Below are 23,120 nucleotides of genomic sequence, written 5' to 3' on the forward strand. Positions count from 1 at the left end.
ACGAGGTGGCCGGATCGCCCCGAGCAGGCACACTGGGGTGGTGACCAGCGATCCCACGATGAGGGAGGCCTCCGTGCCGCGAATCGGGTTGTGCCAGCTCACGGCGGCCGAGGATCCCGAAACGAACCTGAAGCTGATTCGCGAAGGCGTGACGGCCGCGGCGGCCGAGGGCGCGCGGATCGTGGTGTTCCCCGAGGCGGCGATGGCGCGCTTCGGCATCCCGCTCGCGCCGGTCGCGCAACCCTTGGACGGTCCCTGGGCGTCCACAGTGGCGGCCCTCGCCGACGAGCAGGGCGTCGTGGTCGTCGCGGGCATGTTCACGCCGTCACCCGACGGGCGCGTGAGCAACACGCTGCTCGTCACCGGCGCCGGACACCATTTCGGCTACGACAAGATCCATCTGTACGACGCGTTCGGGTTCGCCGAGTCCGACACGGTCGCCCCGGGCACCGCGCCCGTCACCTTCGAGGTCGACGGGGTCACCTTCGGCCTCGCGACCTGTTACGACATCCGCTTCCCCGAACTGTTCCGGAAGCTGGCCGACGACGGCGCCGACATCGTGCTCGTGCCCACGTCCTGGGGCGCGGGCGAGGGCAAACGCGAGCAGTGGGAGGTGCTGGTGCGCGCCCGCGCGCTCGACTCCGGCTGCTGGGTGCTGGGCTGCGGGCAGGCCGATCCGGCCACGACGTCGACCCCGGTGAACCCCAAGGCGCCGACCGGGATCGGCTATTCCACGGTGTCCGACGGTTTCGGCCGCGTCCACACCCAGCTGGGCGCCGGGGCGGAACTGGTCGTCGTCGATCTCGACCCCGCGATCAGCGGGAAGGCGCGGGCGGCGACGGGCGTTCTGGCGAACCGTCGCCTGTAGCGTCCACCGATCGCTCGAAGAAGGATTCGAGCACCACGATCGTCTGAGTCCCGGTGACGCCCTCGATCGCGTACAGCCTGCGCAAGGACGCCTGAAGCTCCTCGGTGGTCGGCGTGCGCACCTTCACCAGCAGCGAGGCCGGGCCCGCGATGATGTGCGCCTCGACGACCTCCGGAAGCGCCTCCAGCGCGGCCTTGGTCGGCGCGTCGCCCATCCACGAGCCCGCCTCGACCAGCACGAACGCCATCACGCCCCGGCCGACGGCCGCCGGGTCGACGTCGACGGTCGTGCGCCGGATGACGCCCTGTTCGCGCAGTTTGCGGACCCGCTCGTGCGCGGCGCCCGCGGACAGCCCGACCGCCTTGCCGAGCGCGGCGTACGCCTGCGTCGCGTCCTGCTGCAACGCAGTGAGCAACATGCGATCTACGTCATCCATGGCTTGACCATATCAAGTTCGGCGGTTCAGGATGATCGCAATATCTCATTCGGAGCACTGGGGTTCTCATGGACATGGTCAAGGCACAGTTCGAGGTGCTCGACGAGCGATTCGCCCGGGTCAACGGGGACGAGTGGATGCGGCGGCTGCACACCGGCTGCCGGTGGACCGAGGGCCCCGCCTACTTCCCCGCCGGGCGGTACCTGGTGTTCAGCGACATCCCGAACGACCGGGTGCTGCGCTGGGACGAGACGACGGGCGCGGTCGGCGTGTTCCGCGAGCCCGCCGGATTCCACAACGGGCACACCGTCGACCGGCAGGGCAGGCTCGTCAGCTGCGAACAGGGCGGCCGCCGGGTGACGCGTACCGAGCACGACGGCACGACCACCGTCCTCGCGGAGACCTATCAGGGCAAGAGGTTCAACAGCCCCAACGATGTCGTCGAGTCCTTGGACGGCGCGATCTGGTTCACCGACCCGAGTTACGGCATCGACAGCGACTACGAAGGCCATCAAGCCGAGAGCGAGATCGGCGCCTGTCACGTCTACCGCGTCGATCCGGTGGACGGTTCGGTGCGGATCGTCGCGGACGACTTCTCGCGCCCGAACGGGCTGGCGTTCTCCCTCGACGAGTCGCTGCTCTACATCGCGGACACGCGGCAGAAACCCAGCCACATCAGGGTTTTCTCGGTGGAGAACGGACGGCTCTCCGGTGGCGAGGTCTTCGCGACGAGCGACGCCGGCGGTTTCGACGGGATGCGGCTGGACGCCGCCGGGCGGCTCTGGGCGGCTGCGCACGACGGCCTGCACTGCTTCGCGCCCGACGGCACGAGGATCGGGAAGCTGCGGGTACCGGAGGTCTGTTCGAACCTGACCTTCGGCGGGCCGCGGCGGAACGACCTGTTCATCACCGCGTCCAGTTCGGTGTACACGCTGCGGGTGAACTTCTCCGCTCCACGCATTTAGAGGACGAAATGCGTGGGGGGCTAGCGCAGCAGGCCTTCCCGGATCGCCACGCGGACGAAGCCGGCGCGCCGCCGCTCGCCGGTCTTGTCCCGGATCCGGTCGAGATAGGACCGCACCGTCCGCACGCTGATGTTCAGGATCTCCGCCACGTCGACGTCCCGCTCGCCGGCCGCGACCAGCCGCAGGACCTGCTTCTCCCGTTCGGACAGGACGATCTTGGGCCCGGCGTGGCGGTCTTCGCTGTCCTGGATGATCATCCCGGCCAGCGTCGGCGACACGTACGCGTTGTCTTCGGCGATGGTGCGGATGGCGCGCAGGAGCTCGTCGCCGTCGACGTCCTTGGACAGGAAGCCCTTCGCCCCGGCCTGCATGGCGCCGAGCACCTCGGGCTGTTCGGCGTGCGCGGACACCACGAGCACTTTGTGCCCCATCTGTCCCACCTCCAGCACCGCGGCGGCGTCCTGGACACCCCGCAGCTTGAGGTCGAGGACGACGACGCTGCCGGGAGGCTGCTCCTGGACGGCGAACCGCGCGACGGAGTCGGCGACGGCGCCCAGCTCGATGTCGGGCGCCTCGGTGAGGACACGTGCGACCGCGTCCCGGTACAGCGGATGATCTTCGATCACCCCGACGTTGATCGGCGTACTGCGTTTCGGCTGCTGCTCGTCTGCGTTCACCGGCGTCCTTCGAATCCGCCCGCGTCGGCGCGGGGCGCGACCGGCCGAGACGGACCGGGCACCTCCGGCGGAGACGCGAGCCCGAGCTGGATGGCCTTGCGGACCAGACCGGCCCGCCTTCTCTCTCCGAGTTTGTCACGGATCCGGTCCAGGTAACCGCGGACCGTCCGAACTCCGATGCCCAGGATGCGGGCGATGTCGACGTCGCGTTCGCCCGCGGCGACGAGCCGCAGGACTTGCTTCTCCCGTGCGGAGAGCGCGACGTCCGGAGCCGACGCGGGACGGTCGGCGTTGTCCTTGATGATCATTCCGGCCACCACCGCGGAAACGTAGGCCCGGCCGCGCGCGACCGTCCTGATCGCGGTCAGCAGCTCGTCGACGTCGACGTCCTTGGACAGGAAACCCTTGGCACCGGCCGCGATCGCGCCGAGCACCTGCTCGGGCTCGGCCTGCGCGGACACCACGAGCACGTGATGTCCCAGTTCGCACACCTGGAGCACGGCCGCCGCCCCGGCGATCCCCGGCAGGCCGAGGTCGAGCAGCACCACGCTGCCGGGCGGCTGCGGGTGGACGTGGAACCGGGCGACCGAATCGACCACCGCGCCCAGTTCGATGCCGTCGGCCTCGGTGAGGACCCGGACCACGGCGTGCCGGTACAGCGGATGGTCCTCGATCACCGCGACGTCGACCCGGTCGGTCTCCGGCCTGTCTTCGGTCCTCTGCACGTTCCCGATCACCCCGTCCCACCCGCCGCGGACACCGCACGGCCCGCTTGCGCCGGATCCAGCGCGGGACCGCGCGGAACCAGTGCCAGCAATCCATTCGGAACCGGTTGCCGTTCGGCTTGGCCGTAGCCGAGGGAAGCGAGTGCCTCAGTGCTCGCCACCGGGTACTTCTGGCCCGTGTCGGTGACGACGTAGACCGTGCCGGAACCGGATTCCGCCACCACCGCGCCTCCCGACGGGGGCACGAAGACGGCGTCGGCGACCAACGCGTCCGTCCGCGCGGTCACCGGGATCGCCTTCGCACCTTGCGGCAACGGGACCTGTGCGGAGATAACGATTCGAGAACCCTGTGCGCATAACGTCACGGACTGTCCGGTAACGGGCGCTTTTCGCGGGATCCGATCGGGATACTCCGCGGGATCGGCCCCGCCCGCCCGTGCCGTGCCGACCTTCGCCACCACGGCGACGTCGGCCGCGCGCACCGCGACGGGCGCCGGGACGCCGGTATAGGCGTCGGCGTTCTGCGGGGTGTTGATCAGCAGGCTCGCCTCGGTCTGGCCGATCGGTTCGAGCCCTTCGGCGTGGACGAGGTAGTACGACGTCGCGTCGTTGGGCGACGCCATCGCGTCGATGACGCCGAGCACCGAGCCGACCTTCGTCGCGGTGCCGCCGACCTTCGGGCCGGGCCGCCCGGCGTCCTCGACCGCGCGGTAGGCGAGATCGCGTCCGGCGGCGACGGTGCCGATCCACCGGGAGGACACCGCGATCGCCGGGTAGGTGTCGAACTGCAACGCCGTGGCGGCTTCCGGGGTGAGCTTGTAGCGGCGCCCGGCCGTCACGAGATAACGCTCCCCCTCGGGGACGCGGACCACGACGGCCTGATCCCTCGGCAGGTCGATCCCGGCGGCGGGCGCGCCGAGGAGCACCGTCGTCTCCGGTTCGGCCGACGCGGGCGCGTCCTGGGTCGTCCGCGAACAGGCCGTCCACGGGGTTTTCACGAGCGCGGCCGCCGCGGGCAGCGAATCGGGGGCGCCGGGGATGCCGATCTGCGAACCCCTCGGCGCCTTCGCGAGCTTGTCCGAAGGGACGGTCACAGTGGCCTCGCCGTTGCCGCCCGCCATCAGCCGCGCGGAGGCGTAGTTGAGCACCGGATGCAAAGCGCCGTCCTGGCCGAGGATGTAGCGCGCGCCGGTGCCCTCCTCGACGATCACCTTGCCGCCCGCAAGCCAGTCCTTGCCGCCGGAGGGGTTCAGCAGGCCGATCACGCCGAACACCGCGGTGACCAGCAACGCCACACCGAGCCCGCACAGGGTGCCGATGACGAGCCTGCGGCTCGGGGCGACCGGGTGGTTGGCGTCAGCCGAGACCAGTGCCGAAACCAGTCTCCTGCGGAGGAATTGGTAGGCCTGGATCTGGTCCCGCTGCGTCCACACGCTCCCGTCCCCCGCCGTTCGTGCCCACCCGTTTCGAGGGTGCTCACGTTAGGTCCGGCCCCGGTTCGCGGTGAGGGTATTTTTTACGCCCCTCCCCCGCGCGGGGCGGGGCTACCGTCGGGCGCGTGCACGGAGAAGGGGAATTCCTTGTCGGTTGATGCCCCGGCCCGCCCGGTCCAGGAACACGCTCCCGCGCGAGGTGTCGCGGGCGCGGCTCCCCTGCCCTGGCTGCTGCCGGTCCGCCCGCTGCAGGCGGCGCTCTGGGAGATCGCCGGGATCGCGATCCTGCTGGCCTTCACCGTCGACGGGATCCCGCAGGCCGCGCGGATCAGCGTCGCCGCCGTCGCCGGCGTCCTCGTGCTGACGACGTCGGTCCGCTTCGCCGGACGCCACGCCGCGGGCTGGGTGCTCACCTGGGCCGGTTACCGGCTGAAGCGCCGGACCAAACCCGAAGTCCCCGATCCGCTGCACCGGATCGCCGGCCCGGTCCGGGTGCGTCAGCACGTCGACCGCGCGGGCAACCGGTTCGGTGTCGCCGAGGTGAGCGACGGATGGAGCGCGATCGTCCGACTCACCCCGGGCGCCATGGCGCCCGCGCCGGACCTGCTCGTCGGCATCCTGCGCGACGCGTACGCGAGCACCGGGATCCCTTTGTCCAGCGCGCAACTGCTGACCTGGACCGTCCCCAATGGACAGTCGGTGCTGCGCGTCCGCTGGCTCACCGTCCGGTACCGCCCTGAGGACGCGCCGATCGCGGCGCTCGCCAGGGGCGGCGGGGAACTGGGCGCGCTGCGGAGCACCGCCTGCGCGGCGCTGTCGCTCATGGGCGCGCTGGCCGAAGCCGGGTTCGAGAGCACCGTGCTCGAAGCCGGCGAGGTGGCGGAAAACCTGCGCGTCGCGCTCGGCAGCGGTCAGGGCGCGCCGGTGGACGGCTGGCGTTCCTGGGACTGGGGCGGCGCGTCGCAGGTCTGCTACCGGCCCCGCTCGGAGCGGGATCTCACGCGGACACTGGATCTTCACGTCCCCGGCTCGGCGTTCACCGCGACTTCGTACACGCTGTACCGCTCCCCTGGCGGGCGCGAGAAGTCCGAGGTGACCATCCGGGTCGGCGGGCGGCCGGGGGCGGAAACGGTGCGGCCGGGCGGGATCGCGGTCACCCCGCTGCACGGACGGCACGCGGCGGCGGTCCGGCGGACCCTGCCGCTGGCGCTGGAGAACTGAGGGGACGGTCCGTGGAGGGTTCCTTTCTTCTCTGAGGGTAGGGAAGGAATCCTCCACGGACGTGACGCATTGACGTCGCGAAAGGGACCGCACCACGCCGAAGTCAGAGATCTATTCGAGCCGAAAGGCAAGGCGCGAGCACTGACATGACCAGTTCAACGCGGGGGTCGTGAGTGATTCGGGTCGTTCTAACCCTCTTTACCACTCACGACCTCGCGCGGAAACGCACATATGGATCAATCGGACACATGATCGCCAAGAGATGTCCCTTGTGGACGGGATCCTTCGGCAAAGGGGATCAGCCCCGCACGGCTTCGTAGACCCCGGCGATCATGCCGACGAACGGGATCAGCGAGAGCAGCACCAGGAACTCGACGATATCGAGAGTCCTTGCCCAGTAAGGGGAACGTCGTCCCTTCGCGACACGCGTCGCGTAGGTGAGACAGACGCCCGCCGCGACGACGACGGCACAACCGGCGGCGAAGACGAACGAGCGCGGACCGTCCGCGGCGAGCCAGAAACCGGCCGCCGCCAGGGCCGCCGCACCGAAACCGATGAGCACGAGCCGCTGCGAACGGCCGGCGAACGCACGCGAACGCAGCATCAGCGCCAGGCCCAGCAGCGCGCTCAGGCCGGCTTCCCAGGCACCGCCGGAAGACGACAGGACCACCGACGCCGAGACCACGACGAGCCCGAGCGCGACGAGCAGCCCGGTCAGCAACGCCTGCGCGTAAGTCGTGCCGCCGACCATGTCCTCGCCGAGCGAAGGGTTCTCGTCGGCGCGGAACGAGTCCATGTCGTCCGGCACCCGCGGCAGCGGCAGCCTGCCGAGCCGCAGCGCCATCATCGGCGCCACCGCGGCCAGAGCGGTCGCCACGACGGCGACGACGGCGGCCGCCGAGACCGGACGGACGTCGGCCAGCAGCACGACTGCGGTGGTGATCGCGCCGAGCCCGGCCGCGACGGTCACCGCGACGAACCACGGCAGCCGGTCCGCCACCGAAACGGCCGCGATCACGCCGTACACGGTCACCACCGCGAGCCCCGCGGCCAGCGGTCCCGCCGACAGGGAGAACAGCGGATGCGGCGACAGGATCGACATCCCGGCCAGCAGGGCCGCGCCGACCCCGGCGAGGGCACCGGCGGCACCGGCCTCCGCGTCGCCGTACGCGCGGCTCAGCGCGCCACCGCCCAGAACCAGGACCAGTGCGAGCAGCCCGGTCCCGATCGGCGCCAGCACACTCCCCGACGCCGCCGCCTGCACCAGCAGCCCGCCGGCGAGCAGCAGCACCACGGACGCGACGATGCCCGCCTTGCGCGCCACCGACGGACCCCAGCGGCCGGTGCCCGACTCGGCCACGCTGGCGATCGAATCGACGACGTCGTCGAACAGCAGCGGACCCCGCGGGCGTTCCCGCGGGGTCAGATGGAGGACTTCGCCGTCGCGCACCTGCGCGGCGGCCACCGTGAGCCCGAGCGCGAGCGGAGCGCCGCCGAGCCGGGACAGCACCCAGCCGGGATGCTCGGCCGACGCCTGCCCCGAAGCACCCGCGAGCCGCACGAGCTGCGGGACGAGTTCGGCGAAAGTGCTCTGCTGCGGCAGCGCCACATCGACGCGCGCCCGCGGTGTCACCACCGTGACGCGCCGGGTGGAGCCCGCGATCGCGGCCGTCATGCTTCGATCGACTTGGCGGACTCGATGACCGGGGCGAATTTGGCGCTGCTGGCCTCGGCCAGTTTCTGCAGCCCGTTGTTGACCGCCTCCAGCACGATCTCCGAGAGGTTGCGCGCGTCGTACTGGCGCACCGCGCGCGGGTCGATGTCGATCGAGGTGAACCGGCCGTCACCGCGCAGCACGACGGTGACCTCGTTCTGCCGGGAGTGCGCCTTGACCTCCATCGCCTCGACCGAACGCTGGATGCGCTGCACCTCTTCGGTCTGCTTGCGGACCTGGTCCAGCAACTCGTCCATGTCCGGCATGGCGTAGGGGTCGGTGGTCACGAGTCTTCTCCTTCATCTGCGGTGGTATCCCGGCGGACGTGGACACTGCCCACGAACCGCCGGAAGTCGTCGCCGAGGCCGCGGGCCGCCTCGGGGGTCGCGGTGCAGGCGATCTCGAGGATCAGCCGCTCGGCCGGGTTCGCCCCCGGCACGGTCAGCAGCACCTGCGTCTGGACGAGGTCCTGCCCTTCGCCGGTGCGGATGCGCAGCACCTGCGTCACACCCGGCGCGACCCCGGCGCCGATCACCCTGCGCCGCACCACTTCCAGCGCGGCCATGGTGCGGCCGAGGCGTTCGACGGCCTCGTCGGCGATGTCGGTGATCTGCGCCTGGTCCGGGCGTTGCCCGACGCTCAGGGTGATGTTCGGGGTGAACTCCGACGCGGTCCCGCGGTGCACCGCCACGAAGACCGCGCCCTCGGCGCCGACGGACGACGGCTCGACCGGCACCCAGCCGTCGGGGATGTCGAAGCCGAGCGGAAGGGAGACCCGGTCCTGCGTCGCCATGTCGTTCATCCCCGTCACCACGTGCCCACGTAGGAGATCGCGTCGTCCCACGCCTCGCCGACGGCGTCCGCCGCCTGGCCGGCCGCGCCGCTCACCGCGTCGACGGCCGCGCCGCCGTACTCGCCGAAGGTGTCGGCGATCTTCGGCAGGTCGATGTCGATCTTCGCGCCGATCCCGGCACCGAGCCCGAGCGCGACGCCCGCCTTGAAGTTGACCTTGATGTGCCCGGCGTCGTAGACGGCCTGGCCGTCGAGCTGCGCACCGAGTCCATATTGGAGGGTGCCGCTCGCGCCGACGCCGACACCCGCCACGTCCGCCGCGAGCTCGCCTTCGATCTTGCCGCCCACGAAGGCGTTGGCGTGCACGCCGACGCCGTGCGCGCCCGCCTGCAGCGATCCGTTCACCTCGCCGCCGACGAACGCGGTCCCCTTGGCGCTGGCCGAAGCGACGCCCCATTCCTTCTTGCCTTCGAGCTCTTCCTTGAAGGCGGCCAATTCGGCGTGGCCGGCCGCCTTGAAGTCCCAGCCCTGTGTGGAGATCTTGGCGTCCCACCCCGGGGTGAAACCGTCCTGTTCCTGTTTCCACTTGGCGTAGGTGATCTCGGTGTTGCCCCAGGCCTTTTCGCCCAGGGTCTCCGGCTTCGGCCTGCCGAACGGGGTGTCGCCGGCACGCGGGGCGCGCGTGCCTTCGAGCCCGTCCCAGGTGAGCTTCTTCCAGCCGGAATTGCCGAACCACGAAGGATGCGAACGCGGGCGCTTGCGGCCGTCGAGCGCTTCGCCGTTGAGCCAGTACAACGGGCCGCGGCCCCATTTGCCGAGCTCGTGCTCGATCCGGCCGGTGCCCTCCGGCGGGAACAGCCGCGCGAGTTCCTCGCTCAGCTCGTCGGCGATCTCCTGTGCCGCCTGCGCTGCCCGTTCGCCGAGCTGACGGGCGGCGGAGATGAAGGCGTTGACGGCGTTCGCGTTCGCCGTCCGTGCCTGGCTGGTGAGCTGCGCGGCGTACTGGTCGAACTGCGCGAGGATCGAGTCCACACAGGACTTCGCGCCCTGCAGCGCCTGCGCCCCGGCCCGCAGCCGGTTCGACTGGTCGCTCAGTTTCGCGCCGAGCTCGCCGAGTTCCTGGCACAGTTTCGTGGCGGAGACGGAGAACGCCGTGTAGGCGTCGCCTTCCCAAGACGCGTTGAGCGCCTTCGACGCCTTGCCGATCTCGTCCGCCCGGCCGGAAACCGTCGACGCCCGGTCGCCGCACCGCTGACCGGCCGCGGTCAGCGCCGAAGGGTCACCGGTGACCCGCCGCTGGTACTCGACCACCAGCCGCCGGTAATTCGACAGGATCGAGCTGACGACGCCCGAAGCGTCGACCACACCGCTCCCCCACACGGCTACCTGCCCTTCGCCGGTGAGTCAGCACCCGCATCGATGTCGATGTGCTGCTCGAAGTGCTTCCCGCCGTAGTTCATGTCGATGTCGATATCGATGTCCTGGCCGCCCGGCGCCTGCACGGTGGACTTGCCGGTGCTCAGGTCGGTGGTGATGGTGACGGTGTTCCCGTTGCCCGCGCCCGCTCCCGGGAACGAGCCCGGCGAACCCGCGCCGCCGCCCGAGGGTCTGTCCACCGGGATCCAGGCGTCGGCGCCACCCGGCCAGTTGCCCTGGGATCCGTTGCCGCCCAAGGCAGGCGGCCGGTACTGGGTGAACGGCGGCGTCTCGCCCGGCGTCGAACCGCCGCCCGCGCCGCCACCGGAACCACCGATCGCGGCCTGCCCGGAACCGCTGGCGACCGAACCCGGCGCCTGCGGGTTGGTGACCGGGGTCCCGGAGACCGCCGAGTTGCCGGCCGCGCCGTTGTCGCCGGCGTCGTTGTGCCCGAACAGTTTCTGGACCTCGCCGATGATGGTGGCGATCTGGGTGATCTGGTTGGCGAGGTCGACCACGCCGAGCGCCTTCAGCAGCGCGCCGATCGCGGTGATGAACGCGCGCAGCGAAGCACTGGTGGCGGTGGAAAGCGCGACGGCGGCACCGTAGGTCCACGGATTCGACATCAGGCCCGCGACCGTCGGGTTCACCGCCGAGACCACCGCCTTGTACGCGGTCTGCGCGGTCTTGATCAGCGTTCCCGCGATGCCGAGCAGCTCGGCGCCCTTCTGCACGACCTGGATGATCTTGGTCAGCGAGTTCAGGGAATCGGTGATCTTCTTCAGCGCGGAGTCCGACGCGCCACCGGACCAGATCTTGCCCAGCTGCTCGGCGGCCTTCGTCACCTCGTTGTACATGGTGAGGAACTCGTTGGCCTTCTTGAGCACCTCGAGCACGTGCTTCGCGATCTGCTCCGGCTGGCCGGTGAGGATCTGCGGCAGGATGGTGATCGGCCCGCCCGAGGACGCCGTGGCGTCCATCGCGCTGGAATTGGGGTAAGTCAGCATGGTCGCTCCTCAGGCCGGAAGTCAGACGGAAGCCGGGCGGTAGACGCTGACCTTCGCCAGGCCGTTGATGTCCGCTTCGACGATTCCGTGGTTGTAGAGCAGCCCGCCCTCTCCGGCGATGGCGATGATCGGCTTGCTGTCGGAGAACAGGAGCGGTTCGACCACGACGACGTCACCGCTGTGCACACCGCCCGGCACGTCGCCGAAGTTGCGCGCCGTGCCCGCGTAGACCTCGATGACCCCGACCCGCGCCTGGTTGTCGGCGTCACCGGCCAGCCAGTCGTTGAAGTCCGAGACGCCGTGGAAGCGCGTGTCGGTGATCGGGTGGTCACCGAGCTGCCCCAGCCGCGCGTCCTGCAGGTAGCGCAGCACGTTGCCGACCGAAGACGGCTCGCCGGTGCCGCCGGCGCTGTCGTTGATGGCCAGCGTCGCCAGCTCGGAAGCGTGCGAGTTCCCCCAGATCGACGAAGACGTCGATCCGGCACCGCCGCCGGGGCGGCCGCCGTATCCGCCCGCGACCGCCTCGTCGGCGGCCTGGTACGCGTCGGCGCTGCTCTTGATGAAGCCGTTGATCTGCTGCAGCAGCTGCAACAGGGTGCGGACCGCGACCACCTGCTGGCTCTGCATCGCCGTGTTGGCCGCCGCCACCGCGCTGCCGAACGTGGCGAACGACATCGGCTGCAGGACGGTGCGTTCGAGGTCGGCGACGACGTTGATGCCCTGCATGATGATGCCGCCCAGGTTCCCGACCGCCGAGCGCATGGCCTCGGGCTCCGCCCGGTACTCGCCCGTGCCGACCATGGCTCTCCTTCTCTCGTTCCCCCACGTCTGCGTGACCAGCAGCGTAAGTTCGCCACCAGACGTGAGCGGACGGCAAAAGTACCCACCGCAAGGGCGGCACGAGTGGCCAGAATGATCGGCAGGATTACCCACAAGCGGCCAGAAAGACCCTGATGAGCGCCACTCGCGACCGCCTGCCGGCCCTGGGCGAGCAGCCCGGAGAGATCGTCCTGCAGTCCCCGCCGATGCTGCCGAAAGGCTCCTCCGGCGGAGCCATGCAACTACTGATGTTCATGCCGATGATGCTGGGCATGGGCGCCATGTCGTTCGTCTACATCGGACGCGACGGCGGGGTGATGACCTACATCTTCGGCGCGTTGTTCCTCACCGCGATGGTGGGCATGGTGGTGATGTCGCTCGGCCGCGGCGGCGCGCAGAAGAAGGCGCAGATCAACGAGGAACGCCGCGACTACCAGCGGTACCTGACCGGTCTGCGCGGCCAGGTCCGCGAGATCGCGGACAACCAGCGCGCGGCGATGGCGGCGTTGCAGCCCGACCCGGCGGATCTGTGGGCGTACATCGAGACGGGGAAGCTGTGGGACCGCCGCAAATCCGATCCGCAGTTCGGGCAGGTGCGCGTCGGGACGGGGCCGCAGCGGCTGGCGACACCGCTGAAGGCGCCGCAGACCGTGCCGCTGGAAGACCTCGACCCGGTGTGCTCGACGAACCTCAAGCACTTCATCCGCACCTACTCGACGGTGGACGGACTCCCGGTCGCGATCTCGCTGCGGTCGTTCGCGCAGGTCAGCCTGTCCGGACGCCGCCCGGACACGCTCGGGACGGCGCGGGCGCTGCTGACCCAGCTCGCGACCTTCCATTCACCCGGTGACCTGCGGATCGCGTTGTGCGTCAAGAACGACCGGCTGCACGACTGGGAATGGGCGAAGTGGCTGCCGCACGTCGCCTCGACCGCGGCCGACGCAGCGGGACCGCGACGGCTAGTCGACGCCGACTCCGGGAAGCTCGCCGACCTCCTCGGCCCCGACCTCGGCGACCGGCCCGCGTTCACCCGGCGGCCGGACGCCCGGCTGGATCTGCCGCACGTCGTCGTGATCGTGGACGGCGGGCACGTCCACGCCGACGCGCGGCTCGTCGCCGAAGAGGGCAGGCTCGGCGTCACCGTGGTGGAGATCGGCACCGAGCAGCCGCGTTCGGTCTCGTCGGAACGGCTGCTGAGCCTGCACATGAGTCCCGATCAGCTCGGCATGGTCGTCGGCGACGGCACGGAGCAGCGGCTCGGGTTCCTCGGCAAGCCGGACACCTTGGACCGCGGGGCCGCCGAGGCGCTGTCCCGGATGCTGACGCCGCTGTTCCAGGGAGCGGCGGTGGTCAGCGAGGCCCCGATGTCGGCGACGTTCGGGCTGGCGGGGCTGCTCGGCATCGGCGATCCGCGCGACACCGACACCGCGGTCACCTGGGCACCGCGTTCGGCGCGAGACCGGCTGCGGATCCCGTTGGGCGTCAACCCCGAAGGCAGGCCCGTCGACCTGGACCTCAAGGAATCGGCCGAAGGCGGGATGGGGCCGCACGGGCTCGTCATCGGCGCGACCGGGTCCGGCAAGAGCGAGCTGCTGCGGACGCTGGTGACCGCGCTCGCCGTCACGCATTCTTCGGAGAAGCTGAACCTCGCGCTGATCGACTTCAAGGGTGGTGCGACGTTCGCCGGGATGACCGGGCTGCCGCACACCTGCGCTGTGATCACCAACCTGTCCGACGACCTCGCGCTGGTCGACCGCATGGCGGACGCGCTGAACGGCGAACTGTTGCGGCGTCAGGAACTCCTGCACGCCGCCGGGAACTACGCGTCGGTGCGGGACTACGAAAAGGCCAGGGAATCGGGTGCCAACCTACGGCCGTTGCCGTCGCTGCTGGTGATCATCGACGAATTCAGCGAGCTGCTGTCGTCGCGGCCGGAGTTCATCGACCTGTTCGTCGCGATCGGGCGGCTGGGCCGGAGCCTCGGGATCCACCTGCTGCTGGCCTCGCAGCGCCTGGAGGAAGGGCGGCTGCGCGGGCTGGACTCGCATCTGTCGTACCGGATCGGCCTGCGGACGTTCTCCGCGTCGGAGAGCCGCGCGGTCCTCGGCGTCGCGGACGCGTACCAGCTGCCGCCCGTGCCGGGTTCGGCGTATCTGAAGTCCGACAACGACACCCTCATCCGGCTCAAGGCCGCGTACGTCTCCGGAGAACTGCCTCCGCGCAGCAAGATCGTGCGCAAGGACGGCCAGAGTCTCGGCCTGATGCCGTTCACGCTGGCGCCGGTCGAGATCCCGGTGACCGTCGAAGCCGAAGAGCCGGTCGAAAAGGGCACCGGCGAGACGATCATCGGCGCGATGATCTCGCGGATCGAAGGCAAGGGACCGGAAGCGCACCAGATCTGGCTTCCGCCGCTGGCCGAACCGCCCACCTTGGATCAGCTGCTGCCGCCGCTCGGCGAAGACCCCGCACGCGGCTTGTGCCCGCTGGGCTGGGGCGGCAACGGCAAGCTGATGATCCCGGTCGCGTTGGTGGACAAGCCCTTCGAACAGCGGCGCGACATGCTGTGGGCCGATTTCTCCGGTGCCGCCGGGCACGCGCTGATCGTCGGGGCGCCGCAGAGCGGCAAGAGCACGCTGATGCGCGACATCGCCGCCATGCTCGCGCTGACCCACACGCCGGAAGAGGTCCAGCTGTTCGTGCTGGACATGGGTGGTGGTGCGCTGGCGCCGATCGCCGGGCTGCCCCACGTGTCCGGCTACGCGACCCGGCGTGACGCCCAGCGGTGCCGCCGGGTGGTGGCGGAGCTGACGACCCTGCTCGAACAGCGTGAGGAGTTCTTCTCCGCCAACGGGATCGAGTCGATCACGACGTTCCGCCAGCGGCGTTCGGAATACCAGGAGAGCACCGACGGGCGCGAATTCGGCGACGTCTTCCTGTTCGTGGACAACTGGACCACGATCCGCCAGGAATACGAACAGCTGGAGGAACAGATCACCAGCCTCGCGTCACGCGGGCTCGGCTTCGGCATCCACGTCGTCGTCTCGATCAACCAGTGGATGGGGATGCGCGCGCCGCTGCGGGACGCGATCGGCACCAAGTTCGAACTGCGGCTCGGCGAGCCGGCGGACTCGCTGATCGACCGCAAGATCGCGCAGAACGTCCCGGCGGACCGGCCGGGCCGCGGCCTGACCGCGGACAAACTGCACTTCCTCGCGGCGCTCCCGCGGATCGACTCGGACCAGCGGCCGGACACCGTCGGCGCGGGTGGACTGGACCTGAATCGCCGGATCTCGGCGGCCTGGAAGGGTGCGGCGGCGCCGCAGGTCCGGCTGCTGCCTCCCGAGGTCCCGCTGGACTCGCTGGAAGCCGGGCCGCGCAAGCAGGTCACGCTCGGCATCGCGGAATCGAATCTGCGGCCGGTGCATCTCGACTTCGCCACCGAACCGCATTTCGTGGCCTTCGGCGACGTGGAATCCGGCAAGAGCTCGCTCCTGCGCGCGATCGCGCAGGGCATCGTGTCGAAGTACTCGCCGGAGGAAGCGGCGATCGTGGTCGCCGACTACCGGCGAGGAATGCTGGGCGCGGTGCCTGATTCGCATCTGCTCGGCTACGCGGGTTCGGAAACTGTGCTGGGCGGGCTGATCGACCAATGCCAGCAGGCGATGCGGAACCGGCTGCCCGGCCCGGACGTCACGCCGGAGCAGTTGCGGAACCGGTCTTGGTGGCGTGGCCCGGAGCTGTTCGTGCTCGTCGACGACTACGAGATGGTCGCGACCGTGGGCCGGAACCCGTTGCAGCCGCTGCTGGAATTCCTGCCGCAGGCCCGGGACATCGGGCTCCACCTCGTCATCGCACGCGGCAGCGGCGGTGCCGGGCGTTCGCTGTTCGAGCCTGTGCTGCAACGGATCCGGGAGCTGGGTTCGCCCGGGCTCGTGATGTCCGGCTCGCGGGACGAAGGGGCACTGCTCGGGGACGTGAAACCGGGACCGCAGCCCGCCGGGCGGGGTGTGCTGGTGTCGCGGCGGCATGGGACCGGGCTGGTGCAGGTGGCGTGGACGAAGCCGGTGGAGGACTGAGCGTCGCCGGCCCTGGCACTTGCTTTCCACGCCGCGGCGGCGGCGCAGGTCGAGCGCGTCACGCCGGCATCTGGCGAGCCAGGTGAAAATGTGAGGTGCGTCGTATCGGCCGTCGTCGGGGTCGCGATCTCGTCACCGTTTCCGGGCGGGGAACTGTTTCGGATACTGTTCCTGGCGCGAGGTGGCCGATTCTCCTTACGACAAGCCGTCCCGACTCATCGAAGTCGCACTTTCCTTGCCTACCAATAGATTCTCGGGCACGTTAGATGGTTTACCCCTCACCGCCGATTCAGTAGAACTCGAACGCGTGTTCGGGTATGATCTTTGTCATGACCCAATCTCTTGCTTTTAATCCGAAAGCCGCTCGTTTTCTCGACGCCGCCTACGACGAGGAGGTGGTGCTTCGCCGTGCACAGGGACGGCAGGTGCACTCGATAGCCCAGTTCGCCAGGGTGGGTGGCTCTCGAAGATCGGTGACCGAGGAGGTCGCGTTGGCCTTCTCGGTCTCTCGTAATCAGGCCTATCTGCTGGTCGAAACCTCGTGCGCGCTGATTCGCCGGTTGCCGAACACGTTGGCAGCGCTGGAAAACGGTGATATCGATCTGTACAAGGCGTCGAAGGTGTCCCAGTTGACCCGGGAGGTGTCCGATGAGGTCGCCGCCCTGGTGGATGCCTGGATGGCGGGCCGTCTGGCCGGGCGTGACCCGACGGCGATCCGGAAATCGGTGGATCACGCGGTACAGAAATTCGACCCCGACGGCTATCGCGACCGCGCCGAGCAGAAACGCGCGTTGCGGCATGTGTCGCTGGACCACGAGCACGAGACCATGTCGAAGCTGTCGGGTTATCTTCCCGCCGAAGTCGCCAGCTCGGTCTACGCGTCCCTGTCCCGCGCGGCCAAAGCCCGCCGCGCATCCGACAAGACCCGCACCCTTGACCAGCATCGTGCGGACATCTTCGCCGAACGACTCCTCGCCGAGGACGGTCGTGGTGCGCCTCGGGCGCATGTCCATGTCTATGTCGACTTGCTGACCCTGACCGGCGCCCGGGAGGATCCCGCGACCCTGGCTGGTTACGGGCCGATTCCTGGCTGGCTCGCCCGAGAGATCGCCGCCGATCCCGGCTCCACCTGGTCCCGGCTGATCACCGACCCGCTCACCGGGCAACTCCTCGAAGCCAGCCCCGGCACCTACCGATCCCCGGCGTCGCTCGCCCGCCTGATCAAAGCCCGCGACCGGGAATGCACCCACCCCGGATGCCACCGCCCCGCCGAGTTCTCCGAAATCGACCACATCACCACCTGGGCCCGCAACGGCAGCACCGACCACCACAACTGCCACGCCGCCTGCAAAATCCACAACATGCTCAAAGAAGAACCCGGCTGGACCGCAGAACCCACCGGCAACGGCGGCATGACCATCACCACCCCCACAGGCCGCACCTACACCACAACCCCCGAACCACTCCACGACCCACGACCCCAACCCGAAGACGACACCCCACCCTTCTGACCGGCGCGGACCACCCCGCCGCTACCCGGACACGCGACGGGTAGGACACCGCCGCGCCCACGACCAGGTCTAGTTGAAAAGCCATCCGGTGGGCACGCCCTGGGCACCACACCCGCGTCGCCGGAAGTCGACGACACCGTCGAAACGTCCTTCACCGGCGGCGAGTTGAGAGCCCAGCTTCGCAATGCGCGACACGATCACGGAACGTCGACCTCGACCTGAAGTCCAAGCTCAACGAAGAGACTCCCCAACGAGAGCACCAAATCGGCCGTGATTCGAATTCGCCGGCAGCGCTTACTCCACCGCCGGCGAACCGGCCCCGGCGGTCAAGACCCGTGCGGCGATCTCCCGCGCACAGGCCAGAGCCTCGTTCACCCCCGTGTCCACCTCGAAGTCGTAAACCACGCCCCGATGCACGACCTCGGCCTGCGCCTCCGCCATCCCCGTGACCCGGTCTCCCCGTGCCATCTCCCGCCCGGCGGCCACGACGCCGTCACACCGGACCCCGACCCACAGCACGTCGAGTCCGTCCAGCGCGTCACGCCACCGCCGCTGCGAGGCGGCCCCACCGAGGAACGCGTCGTCGATGATCACCCGGGCCCCCGCCCGCACCATCGCCGCGACACCGGCCATCCACGCGTCCTCGAGCTGCCGGAAACCGGATCCGACACTCACCCCGCCGTCCCCCGCGAACTCGATCCCCTCGTCCACGGCGGCAGGCATGGCGTCGATCAAGGTGTCCACACCGAGGGTGAGCCAGGGATCCGGCAACACCGCTTGCAGGCACCGGGCTATCCCCGACTTGCCGGAACTGGAGCCGCCGTTCAACACGATCACCCTGGTCGTCACGCTGACAGCCTAAAGACGAACACTTTTCCAGCAAAACGGATACAAGGGACGTGCCAATACATTCCTCACGACGTTTACCGACTTCGGTAGGTTACTAAAACCCTTACCGCGACCTAACTTGGTGAAACCGTTTCGAATCGAAGCGGTTCCCCCGACGCAGGCCGAAGGGCGTATTCATGCGTATGTCCAAGATCGTCGCAACGGTGGCGGGCGCCGCCGCGGCGCTGACCCTTGCCGCCACCCCCGCCGCGAACGCGGGCCAGGACATCATCGGCGGCGGCACCGTGAGTTCCGCGCCGTGGGGCGCCCAGATCTACTGGGACGACGCCACCGCGTTCGGCGGTTTCAACTGCTCCGGCACGATCATCGCGCCGCAATGGGTCCTCACCGCGAAACACTGCCTCAACAAGCCCGGTATGCACGTCAAGGTCGGCAACGTCAACCTGAACCAGGGCACCGAGGCCGACGTCGACCAGCAGAAGGCCGCGCCTAGCGGCGACATCGCCCTGCTGCACCTCACGACCGCGGTCAGCACGACGTACATGAAGCTCGGCACCGCGAACCCCGCCAACGGCACCACGAACCAGATCTACGGCTGGGGACGTACGCAGGGCAGCAACCCGCCTTCGAGCGTCCTGAAGACGGCCGATGTCCGCATCACCGGCACCAGCAGTGACGCGTACGGCGGCCAGGCCATCGCCAGCGTCGGCATCAATGGTTCCGCCTGGCACGGCGACTCGGGCGGTCCGCAGCTTGCGAACGGCGTCCAGGTCGGCGTCTGCTCCACCGGCAGCAACTCCGGCACGAACCCGCAGGGCACCCAGAACTACGCGAGCGTCGCGGCGAGCCGCGACTGGATCCGCGCCACTGCGGGAGTCTGAGACGACCGACAGGTGGCCGTTCGCGCGCGAACGGCCACCTGTCCAAAGTGGACGCACTGAGCACTATGCCAGTTGATGCATCGGCCGGAGCGAAAGCGCCGAACCCGCCGCCACGACGGCGATGATCCCCGCGCCGGCGACCAGCGTCCAGAAGTCCGGATGCACAATGGACTGTCCACGCTGAGCCTGCCAAGTGAGCAGCACGAGCAGCGCCGCGAAGCCCACCGAAGCGGTCCGCACCAGATTCCGCCGCACGAATTCCGATTCGAGCACCGGATACCGCCGGGCGAGTTTGAGCAGTCCGAAAGCGACCAGCGGCAGCACCTGGATCGCGTGGATCCCGAAGAAGTGCGGGATCCGCATGTCCCCGCCCACCGTGCTCCACCCCAGCACCGGCAGCCCCGGCCCGCCATCGGGCACGCCGACCGCGTGGGCGCCGACGATCGACGGCCGTTCGCCGGCGCGGAACTGGGCCAGCTGCTGCTCGTTCGGCCCGAACATGAGCAACGCGATCCCGATCCCGGCGACCGACAACGCGGCACCCGCGCGCAACGCGGAATTCATCGCCCGGTCGGGAAGCCGTTGGAACAGCAGGAGAATCGCGATGGCCGCCGTCGCGGCCCAGCCGGTGAACGCGCCGTTCGCGACCATGTTGTTGATCCACTGGTCGACCGGGGTCTCCCGGTTGAAGTGCAGCGTCCGCCCGCGGACGGCGATCTGCCAGAACAGCAGCGCCATGTCCATGCCGAGGCCGACCGCGAACACCGTCCCGAGCCACCAGCCGAGCCGCTTGCCCCGGGTCAGCTGACCGATCAGCCAGGCCAGTGTCACCGCGTAGAGCCCCACGGAGATCGTGAACTTGAGCGGTTTGAGCCAAATGGGCGCGTTCACGAGGCTGCGATCGTCGAAGACCAGGCCCCCGAGCGCGATCACGCCGAGCACCGCCATCGCCGCCGCCAAGATCATCAACGGGCGATGCGGTACTGTCCTGGATCCCTTGTCCACCATGGATTCGAGCGTGCCGGGAAGCTCCGATCCGGACACTGGAGTACTCCCCCTGATCGGGGGTGGGGAGAGCCCTACCGCCGACCTGTGGGTAATAGTGCCGTCACCGCGACCGGCAGTTGTGCCGTTTGACCGCACTCCCCTCTTTTCTAGCGTGTCCTTCACAAGAGCAGACAGGGCGTCCCCTGGTGCTCACCGGGATTTCCAGCGAGATGAGAGGAGGTGGCCCATCAATGACCGGTACGGGATATCAGGCAGACGCAGCTGCGATGGCGCGCGCCGTCCAGGGGTTCGAGGAAACCGCGTCGAACGCCAAGACCACGATGGCCAGCTTGGAGAGCGAGCTGACCCAGACCCTGCACAACTACAAGGGTGACCAGGCGGTCGCGTTCTGGGACCTGCAGCGCCGCCTGCAGGAGAAGATGACCATCGCCGTGAACGAGCTCAACACGATGTCGCGCCTCGTGCACGAGAGCAACCGGAACTACAACTCGGGTGACGAGCAGGTCCGGGAAAGCCTCACCGGGGTCAGCGGAGTCGTCGACCAGACCGTGATCCACCGGCTGAACCCCTGATCCGCGAGAGGACCACCAATCATGGCTGACGTCGTCGAAATCAACTTCGCCGCGCTGCAGCACAGCTCGGCCTCGCTGGCCGCCAAGGCCAAGGCGCTCACCTCACAGCTCGAACAGCTGCACACCAACCTGCAGCCGATCACCCAGACCTGGTACGCCTCCGGCAGCTCCGCCGGTGAGGCCGCCCGTGCGTCTGAAACCCGCCTGCGCCAGGCCACCGCGGACATCGTGGCGATCATCGCGCAGTTCGGTGGCAAGGTCGGCGACGCCCACGATCTCCAGCACAGCCTGGAGAACCGCAACCAGGGCCTGTTCGCCGGCTGATCCCCATCCGTCGGCCGGCCGGTGCTTTCACCCCCCTCGGCACCGGCCGGCCGGCTTTGCGTGTTGTCGTCCCCCTTGTCGGCGTGGCCGTTCACGAGAGAGCCGGGATCAATGCAAGACCACTCGTACTACGTCCATCTGGAATCACTGAAGGACTTCGTGCGGGAACTGGAGACCCAGATCCACGCGATGTCCAAGCCGAACGACTTCCTGCTGACCCTGAGCGAACAGCCACTGCTGTTCGGCGAGTTCGGGGAAGCGGGTTCACTCAACAAGGCGCACCAGGCGGCCGTCGCCGAGATGCAGGGCCTGCTGGATCAGGTCAAGGGCGCGATCACGTTCGCGCAGGACGTCACGACGACCGTCGCCGACGGTTACGCGGCGGCCGACGATTCGGTGGCGGGCGACATGAACCACTCGAGCCAGCAGACCGGGCTGCTCGATCCGTTGCTCAACGTCCTCGGGGGCGTGCTGGGCGGTAACAGCGGCTCGAACGGCGGGGGGAACAAGGGATGACCGACACCGCGCACACGAACTTCGCCGCGTACTCGCACCAGCAGCTCTACGCGATGCTGCAGGCGGGCGACCCCAACACGGCCCGCCACGCGGCCCACAAATGGCAGTCCACCGGCTCCGGGCTGTTCGAGCAGGCCGAGAACCTCACCGGCGAGCTGAAGGACTTCTCCGGCAACTGGACCGGCGGAGCGGCCGACAAGTACCACACGATGATCACCGATCTCGTCGGCGGAATCCGCAAGGTCGCCCAGACCGCGCACGCGATGAACAACCTTCTCGAGGACGCTGCGGACGCGCTCGTGAAGGCCAAGAAGGAGATGCCGCCGCCGGTCGCGGTGCCGGACGTCTCCCCCGCCGATCTCGCGCTGGCCGTCAATCCGCCGCTCCTGCCGCCGGATTCGTCGCAGGCGACGATCATCAACGCCGCCCAGCAGCGGCAGCAGGCCATCGCGAACGTCGAAGCGCAGCAGCAGGCGGCGAGCGCGGCCAGCGCGGCGCACAGCAAGGCGATCGTGGTGATGACCCAGCTCGCGGGCGAATACTCCACGGCAGAGGAATCGATCCCGGCCTCGCCGAACGCCGTCGCCCCGCCGCCGGTCACCGGTGGCGGCACCGCCCCTGGCGGTTCGGTCGGCAACAACATCGGCGGGACGCCCGGCGTCGGCGTCGTTCCGGGCGACAACACGCATCCGCTGCCCTCGGACGGCTCCACCCCGCCCACCACCGGACAGCCCGGTCAGCCGCCCAAGTCGAACCCGTTGTTCGGCGACATGTTCACCGCCGGTCTCGCCGCGGCTTCGGCCGCCGCGTTCGGCCGGTTCGGTTCGATCATGCCGCGGGTGCCCGCGTGGGCGAACGGCAAGAACGACAAGGACAAGAACGGCGAGCCCGCGGGCGGCGGCGCCGGTGCGGCCGGCGCGACCGCGGGTGGTGCCGGCGGCGGCATCCCGATCGGCGGTGGCGGAGCGCCCTCGCTGGACGGCGGCGCGATCGGCGCCGGTGGTGGCGGCGGCGGGTTCTCCGGCCCCGGTGAGGCTCCGGCCGCGTTCTCCGGCCTGGCCGGCGACGGTGGCCCGGGCAGCGCGATGAGCGGCCTCGCGGGCGGAGCGGCCGGTGCCGCGGGCGCGGCGGCGGCCAAGGGCGCGATGCCGATGATGCCCATGATGCCGATGGGCATGGGTGCGGGCGGCGACATGGGCTCCGGACGGCGGATCCCGCCGTGGCTCGTGGAGACCGAGAACGTCTGGGGCCAGTCGTCCCCGGTCGCTCCCGCCGTGCTCGGCGAAGAACCCGAACAGTACTGATTTTCC

The 23,120-nt window shown here is 69.4% G+C and carries 22 protein-coding genes; 10 read left to right on the forward strand and 12 right to left on the reverse strand.

All coding sequences use genetic code 11. The features are described from left to right. The first annotated feature begins 73 nt into the window (after positions 1–73). Positions 74–868, forward strand: coding sequence for a carbon-nitrogen hydrolase family protein (locus AORI_RS69355; RefSeq protein ID WP_043849062.1), 795 nt, complete (start codon positions 74–76; stop codon positions 866–868). On the opposite strand, the gene AORI_RS69360 is transcribed toward AORI_RS69355, so the two are convergent. Beyond that, positions 816–1,304, reverse strand: a complete 489-nt coding sequence (locus tag AORI_RS69360) for an Lrp/AsnC family transcriptional regulator (protein WP_043848277.1) — start codon at positions 1,302–1,304, stop codon at positions 816–818. The two genes, AORI_RS69355 and AORI_RS69360, sit on opposite strands and share 53 nt — an antisense overlap. Positions 1,305–1,372: 68 nt before the next feature. Here AORI_RS69360 and AORI_RS69365 point away from each other — a divergent pair, with 68 nt between their 5' ends. Further along, positions 1,373–2,269 carry an SMP-30/gluconolactonase/LRE family protein gene (locus AORI_RS69365; RefSeq protein WP_016335995.1) on the forward strand — a complete coding sequence of 299 codons (897 nt, stop codon included), beginning with the start codon at positions 1,373–1,375 and terminating at the stop codon, positions 2,267–2,269. A gap of 20 nt (positions 2,270–2,289) precedes the next feature. On the opposite strand, the gene AORI_RS69370 is transcribed toward AORI_RS69365, so the two are convergent. From AORI_RS69370 to eccB, 3 genes are read right to left on the reverse strand one after another with little or no spacing between them, the layout of a single operon-like run. Then, complete coding sequence (locus AORI_RS69370; RefSeq protein WP_016335996.1) at positions 2,290–2,946, reverse strand: response regulator; 657 nt, start codon at positions 2,944–2,946, stop codon at positions 2,290–2,292. Continuing rightward, positions 2,943–3,683, reverse strand: a complete 741-nt coding sequence (locus AORI_RS69375) for a response regulator transcription factor (protein WP_016335997.1) — start codon at positions 3,681–3,683, stop codon at positions 2,943–2,945. Before AORI_RS69375 ends, AORI_RS69370 begins: the two co-directional genes overlap by 4 nt. Next, positions 3,680–5,104, reverse strand: a complete 1,425-nt coding sequence (gene eccB, locus AORI_RS69380; RefSeq protein ID WP_016335998.1) for a type VII secretion protein EccB — start codon at positions 5,102–5,104, stop codon at positions 3,680–3,682. Before eccB ends, AORI_RS69375 begins: the two co-directional genes overlap by 4 nt. Positions 5,105–5,251: 147 nt before the next feature. Here eccB and AORI_RS69385 point away from each other — a divergent pair, with 147 nt between their 5' ends. Continuing rightward, positions 5,252–6,325 (forward strand): type VII secretion protein EccE, encoded by a 1,074-nt coding sequence (locus tag AORI_RS69385; RefSeq protein ID WP_016335999.1) that lies wholly within the window; start codon positions 5,252–5,254, stop codon positions 6,323–6,325. 298 nt (positions 6,326–6,623) lie between these two features. Here the strand turns inward: AORI_RS69385 and eccD are convergent, their stop codons facing one another. The 6 genes from eccD to AORI_RS69415 are packed head-to-tail and all read right to left on the reverse strand — an operon-like array spanning position 6,624 to position 12,055. After that, a complete protein-coding gene (gene eccD, locus AORI_RS69390) occupies positions 6,624–8,000 on the reverse strand; it encodes a type VII secretion integral membrane protein EccD (RefSeq protein WP_016336000.1) in 1,377 nt (458 codons plus the stop codon). Then, positions 7,997–8,326: a YbaB/EbfC family nucleoid-associated protein gene (locus tag AORI_RS69395; RefSeq protein WP_016336001.1), complete on the reverse strand. Its 330-nt coding sequence runs from the start codon at positions 8,324–8,326 to the stop codon at positions 7,997–7,999. Before AORI_RS69395 ends, eccD begins: the two co-directional genes overlap by 4 nt. Continuing rightward, a complete protein-coding gene (locus AORI_RS69400) occupies positions 8,323–8,832 on the reverse strand; it encodes a hypothetical protein (RefSeq protein WP_043849063.1) in 510 nt (169 codons plus the stop codon). The genes AORI_RS69395 and AORI_RS69400 overlap by 4 nt, the downstream gene beginning before the upstream one ends. A 14-nt stretch (positions 8,833–8,846) precedes the next feature. Beyond that, positions 8,847–10,196, reverse strand: a complete 1,350-nt coding sequence (locus AORI_RS69405) for a WXG100 family type VII secretion target (RefSeq protein WP_016336003.1) — start codon at positions 10,194–10,196, stop codon at positions 8,847–8,849. Positions 10,197–10,213: 17 nt separating this feature from the next. Next, the gene (locus AORI_RS69410; protein ID WP_016336004.1) at positions 10,214–11,254 is read right to left on the reverse strand and encodes a hypothetical protein; all 1,041 of its coding nucleotides are present in this window, start codon (positions 11,252–11,254) and stop codon (positions 10,214–10,216) included. Between the two features lie 21 nt (positions 11,255–11,275). Continuing rightward, positions 11,276–12,055 (reverse strand): WXG100 family type VII secretion target, encoded by a 780-nt coding sequence (locus AORI_RS69415; protein ID WP_016336005.1) that lies wholly within the window; start codon positions 12,053–12,055, stop codon positions 11,276–11,278. Between the two features lie 152 nt (positions 12,056–12,207). Between AORI_RS69415 and AORI_RS69420 the strand changes: the two genes are divergently transcribed. Together AORI_RS69420 and AORI_RS69425 are read left to right on the forward strand one after the other, a co-directional pair. Then, positions 12,208–16,149: a type VII secretion protein EccC gene (locus tag AORI_RS69420; protein WP_016336006.1), complete on the forward strand. Its 3,942-nt coding sequence runs from the start codon at positions 12,208–12,210 to the stop codon at positions 16,147–16,149. A 329-nt stretch (positions 16,150–16,478) separates the two neighbouring features. Further along, positions 16,479–17,660 (forward strand): HNH endonuclease signature motif containing protein, encoded by a 1,182-nt coding sequence (locus AORI_RS69425; protein ID WP_081809724.1) that lies wholly within the window; start codon positions 16,479–16,481, stop codon positions 17,658–17,660. A gap of 294 nt (positions 17,661–17,954) precedes the next feature. Here AORI_RS69425 and cpt read toward each other — a convergent pair whose 3' ends face one another. Beyond that, a complete protein-coding gene (gene cpt, locus AORI_RS69430) occupies positions 17,955–18,509 on the reverse strand; it encodes a chloramphenicol phosphotransferase CPT (protein WP_200870938.1) in 555 nt (184 codons plus the stop codon). A gap of 182 nt (positions 18,510–18,691) precedes the next feature. Between cpt and AORI_RS69435 the strand changes: the two genes are divergently transcribed. Further along, complete coding sequence (locus AORI_RS69435) at positions 18,692–19,390, forward strand: S1 family peptidase (RefSeq protein ID WP_043848279.1); 699 nt, start codon at positions 18,692–18,694, stop codon at positions 19,388–19,390. Between the two features lie 63 nt (positions 19,391–19,453). Here the strand turns inward: AORI_RS69435 and AORI_RS69440 are convergent, their stop codons facing one another. Continuing rightward, positions 19,454–20,434, reverse strand: coding sequence for a hypothetical protein (locus AORI_RS69440; RefSeq protein ID WP_016336010.1), 981 nt, complete (start codon positions 20,432–20,434; stop codon positions 19,454–19,456). Positions 20,435–20,628: 194 nt separating this feature from the next. On the opposite strand from AORI_RS69440, the gene AORI_RS69445 reads away from it, so the two are divergent. The 4 genes from AORI_RS69445 to AORI_RS69460 all read left to right on the forward strand — a co-directional run bounded on the left by AORI_RS69445 (position 20,629) and on the right by AORI_RS69460 (position 23,114). Then, complete coding sequence (locus tag AORI_RS69445) at positions 20,629–20,970, forward strand: WXG100 family type VII secretion target (protein ID WP_076153289.1); 342 nt, start codon at positions 20,629–20,631, stop codon at positions 20,968–20,970. A 21-nt stretch (positions 20,971–20,991) separates the two neighbouring features. Next, complete coding sequence (locus AORI_RS69450) at positions 20,992–21,294, forward strand: hypothetical protein (RefSeq protein WP_005155348.1); 303 nt, start codon at positions 20,992–20,994, stop codon at positions 21,292–21,294. A gap of 111 nt (positions 21,295–21,405) precedes the next feature. Next, positions 21,406–21,810: a hypothetical protein gene (locus AORI_RS69455; RefSeq protein WP_016336011.1), complete on the forward strand. Its 405-nt coding sequence runs from the start codon at positions 21,406–21,408 to the stop codon at positions 21,808–21,810. Then, a complete protein-coding gene (locus AORI_RS69460) occupies positions 21,807–23,114 on the forward strand; it encodes a WXG100 family type VII secretion target (RefSeq protein WP_016336012.1) in 1,308 nt (435 codons plus the stop codon). Before AORI_RS69455 ends, AORI_RS69460 begins: the two co-directional genes overlap by 4 nt. Positions 23,115–23,120: the final 6 nt, after the last annotated feature.

Origin of the sequence: Amycolatopsis keratiniphila (genome assembly GCF_000400635.2) — a bacterium.
Lineage (GTDB): Bacteria > Actinomycetota > Actinomycetes > Mycobacteriales > Pseudonocardiaceae > Amycolatopsis > Amycolatopsis keratiniphila.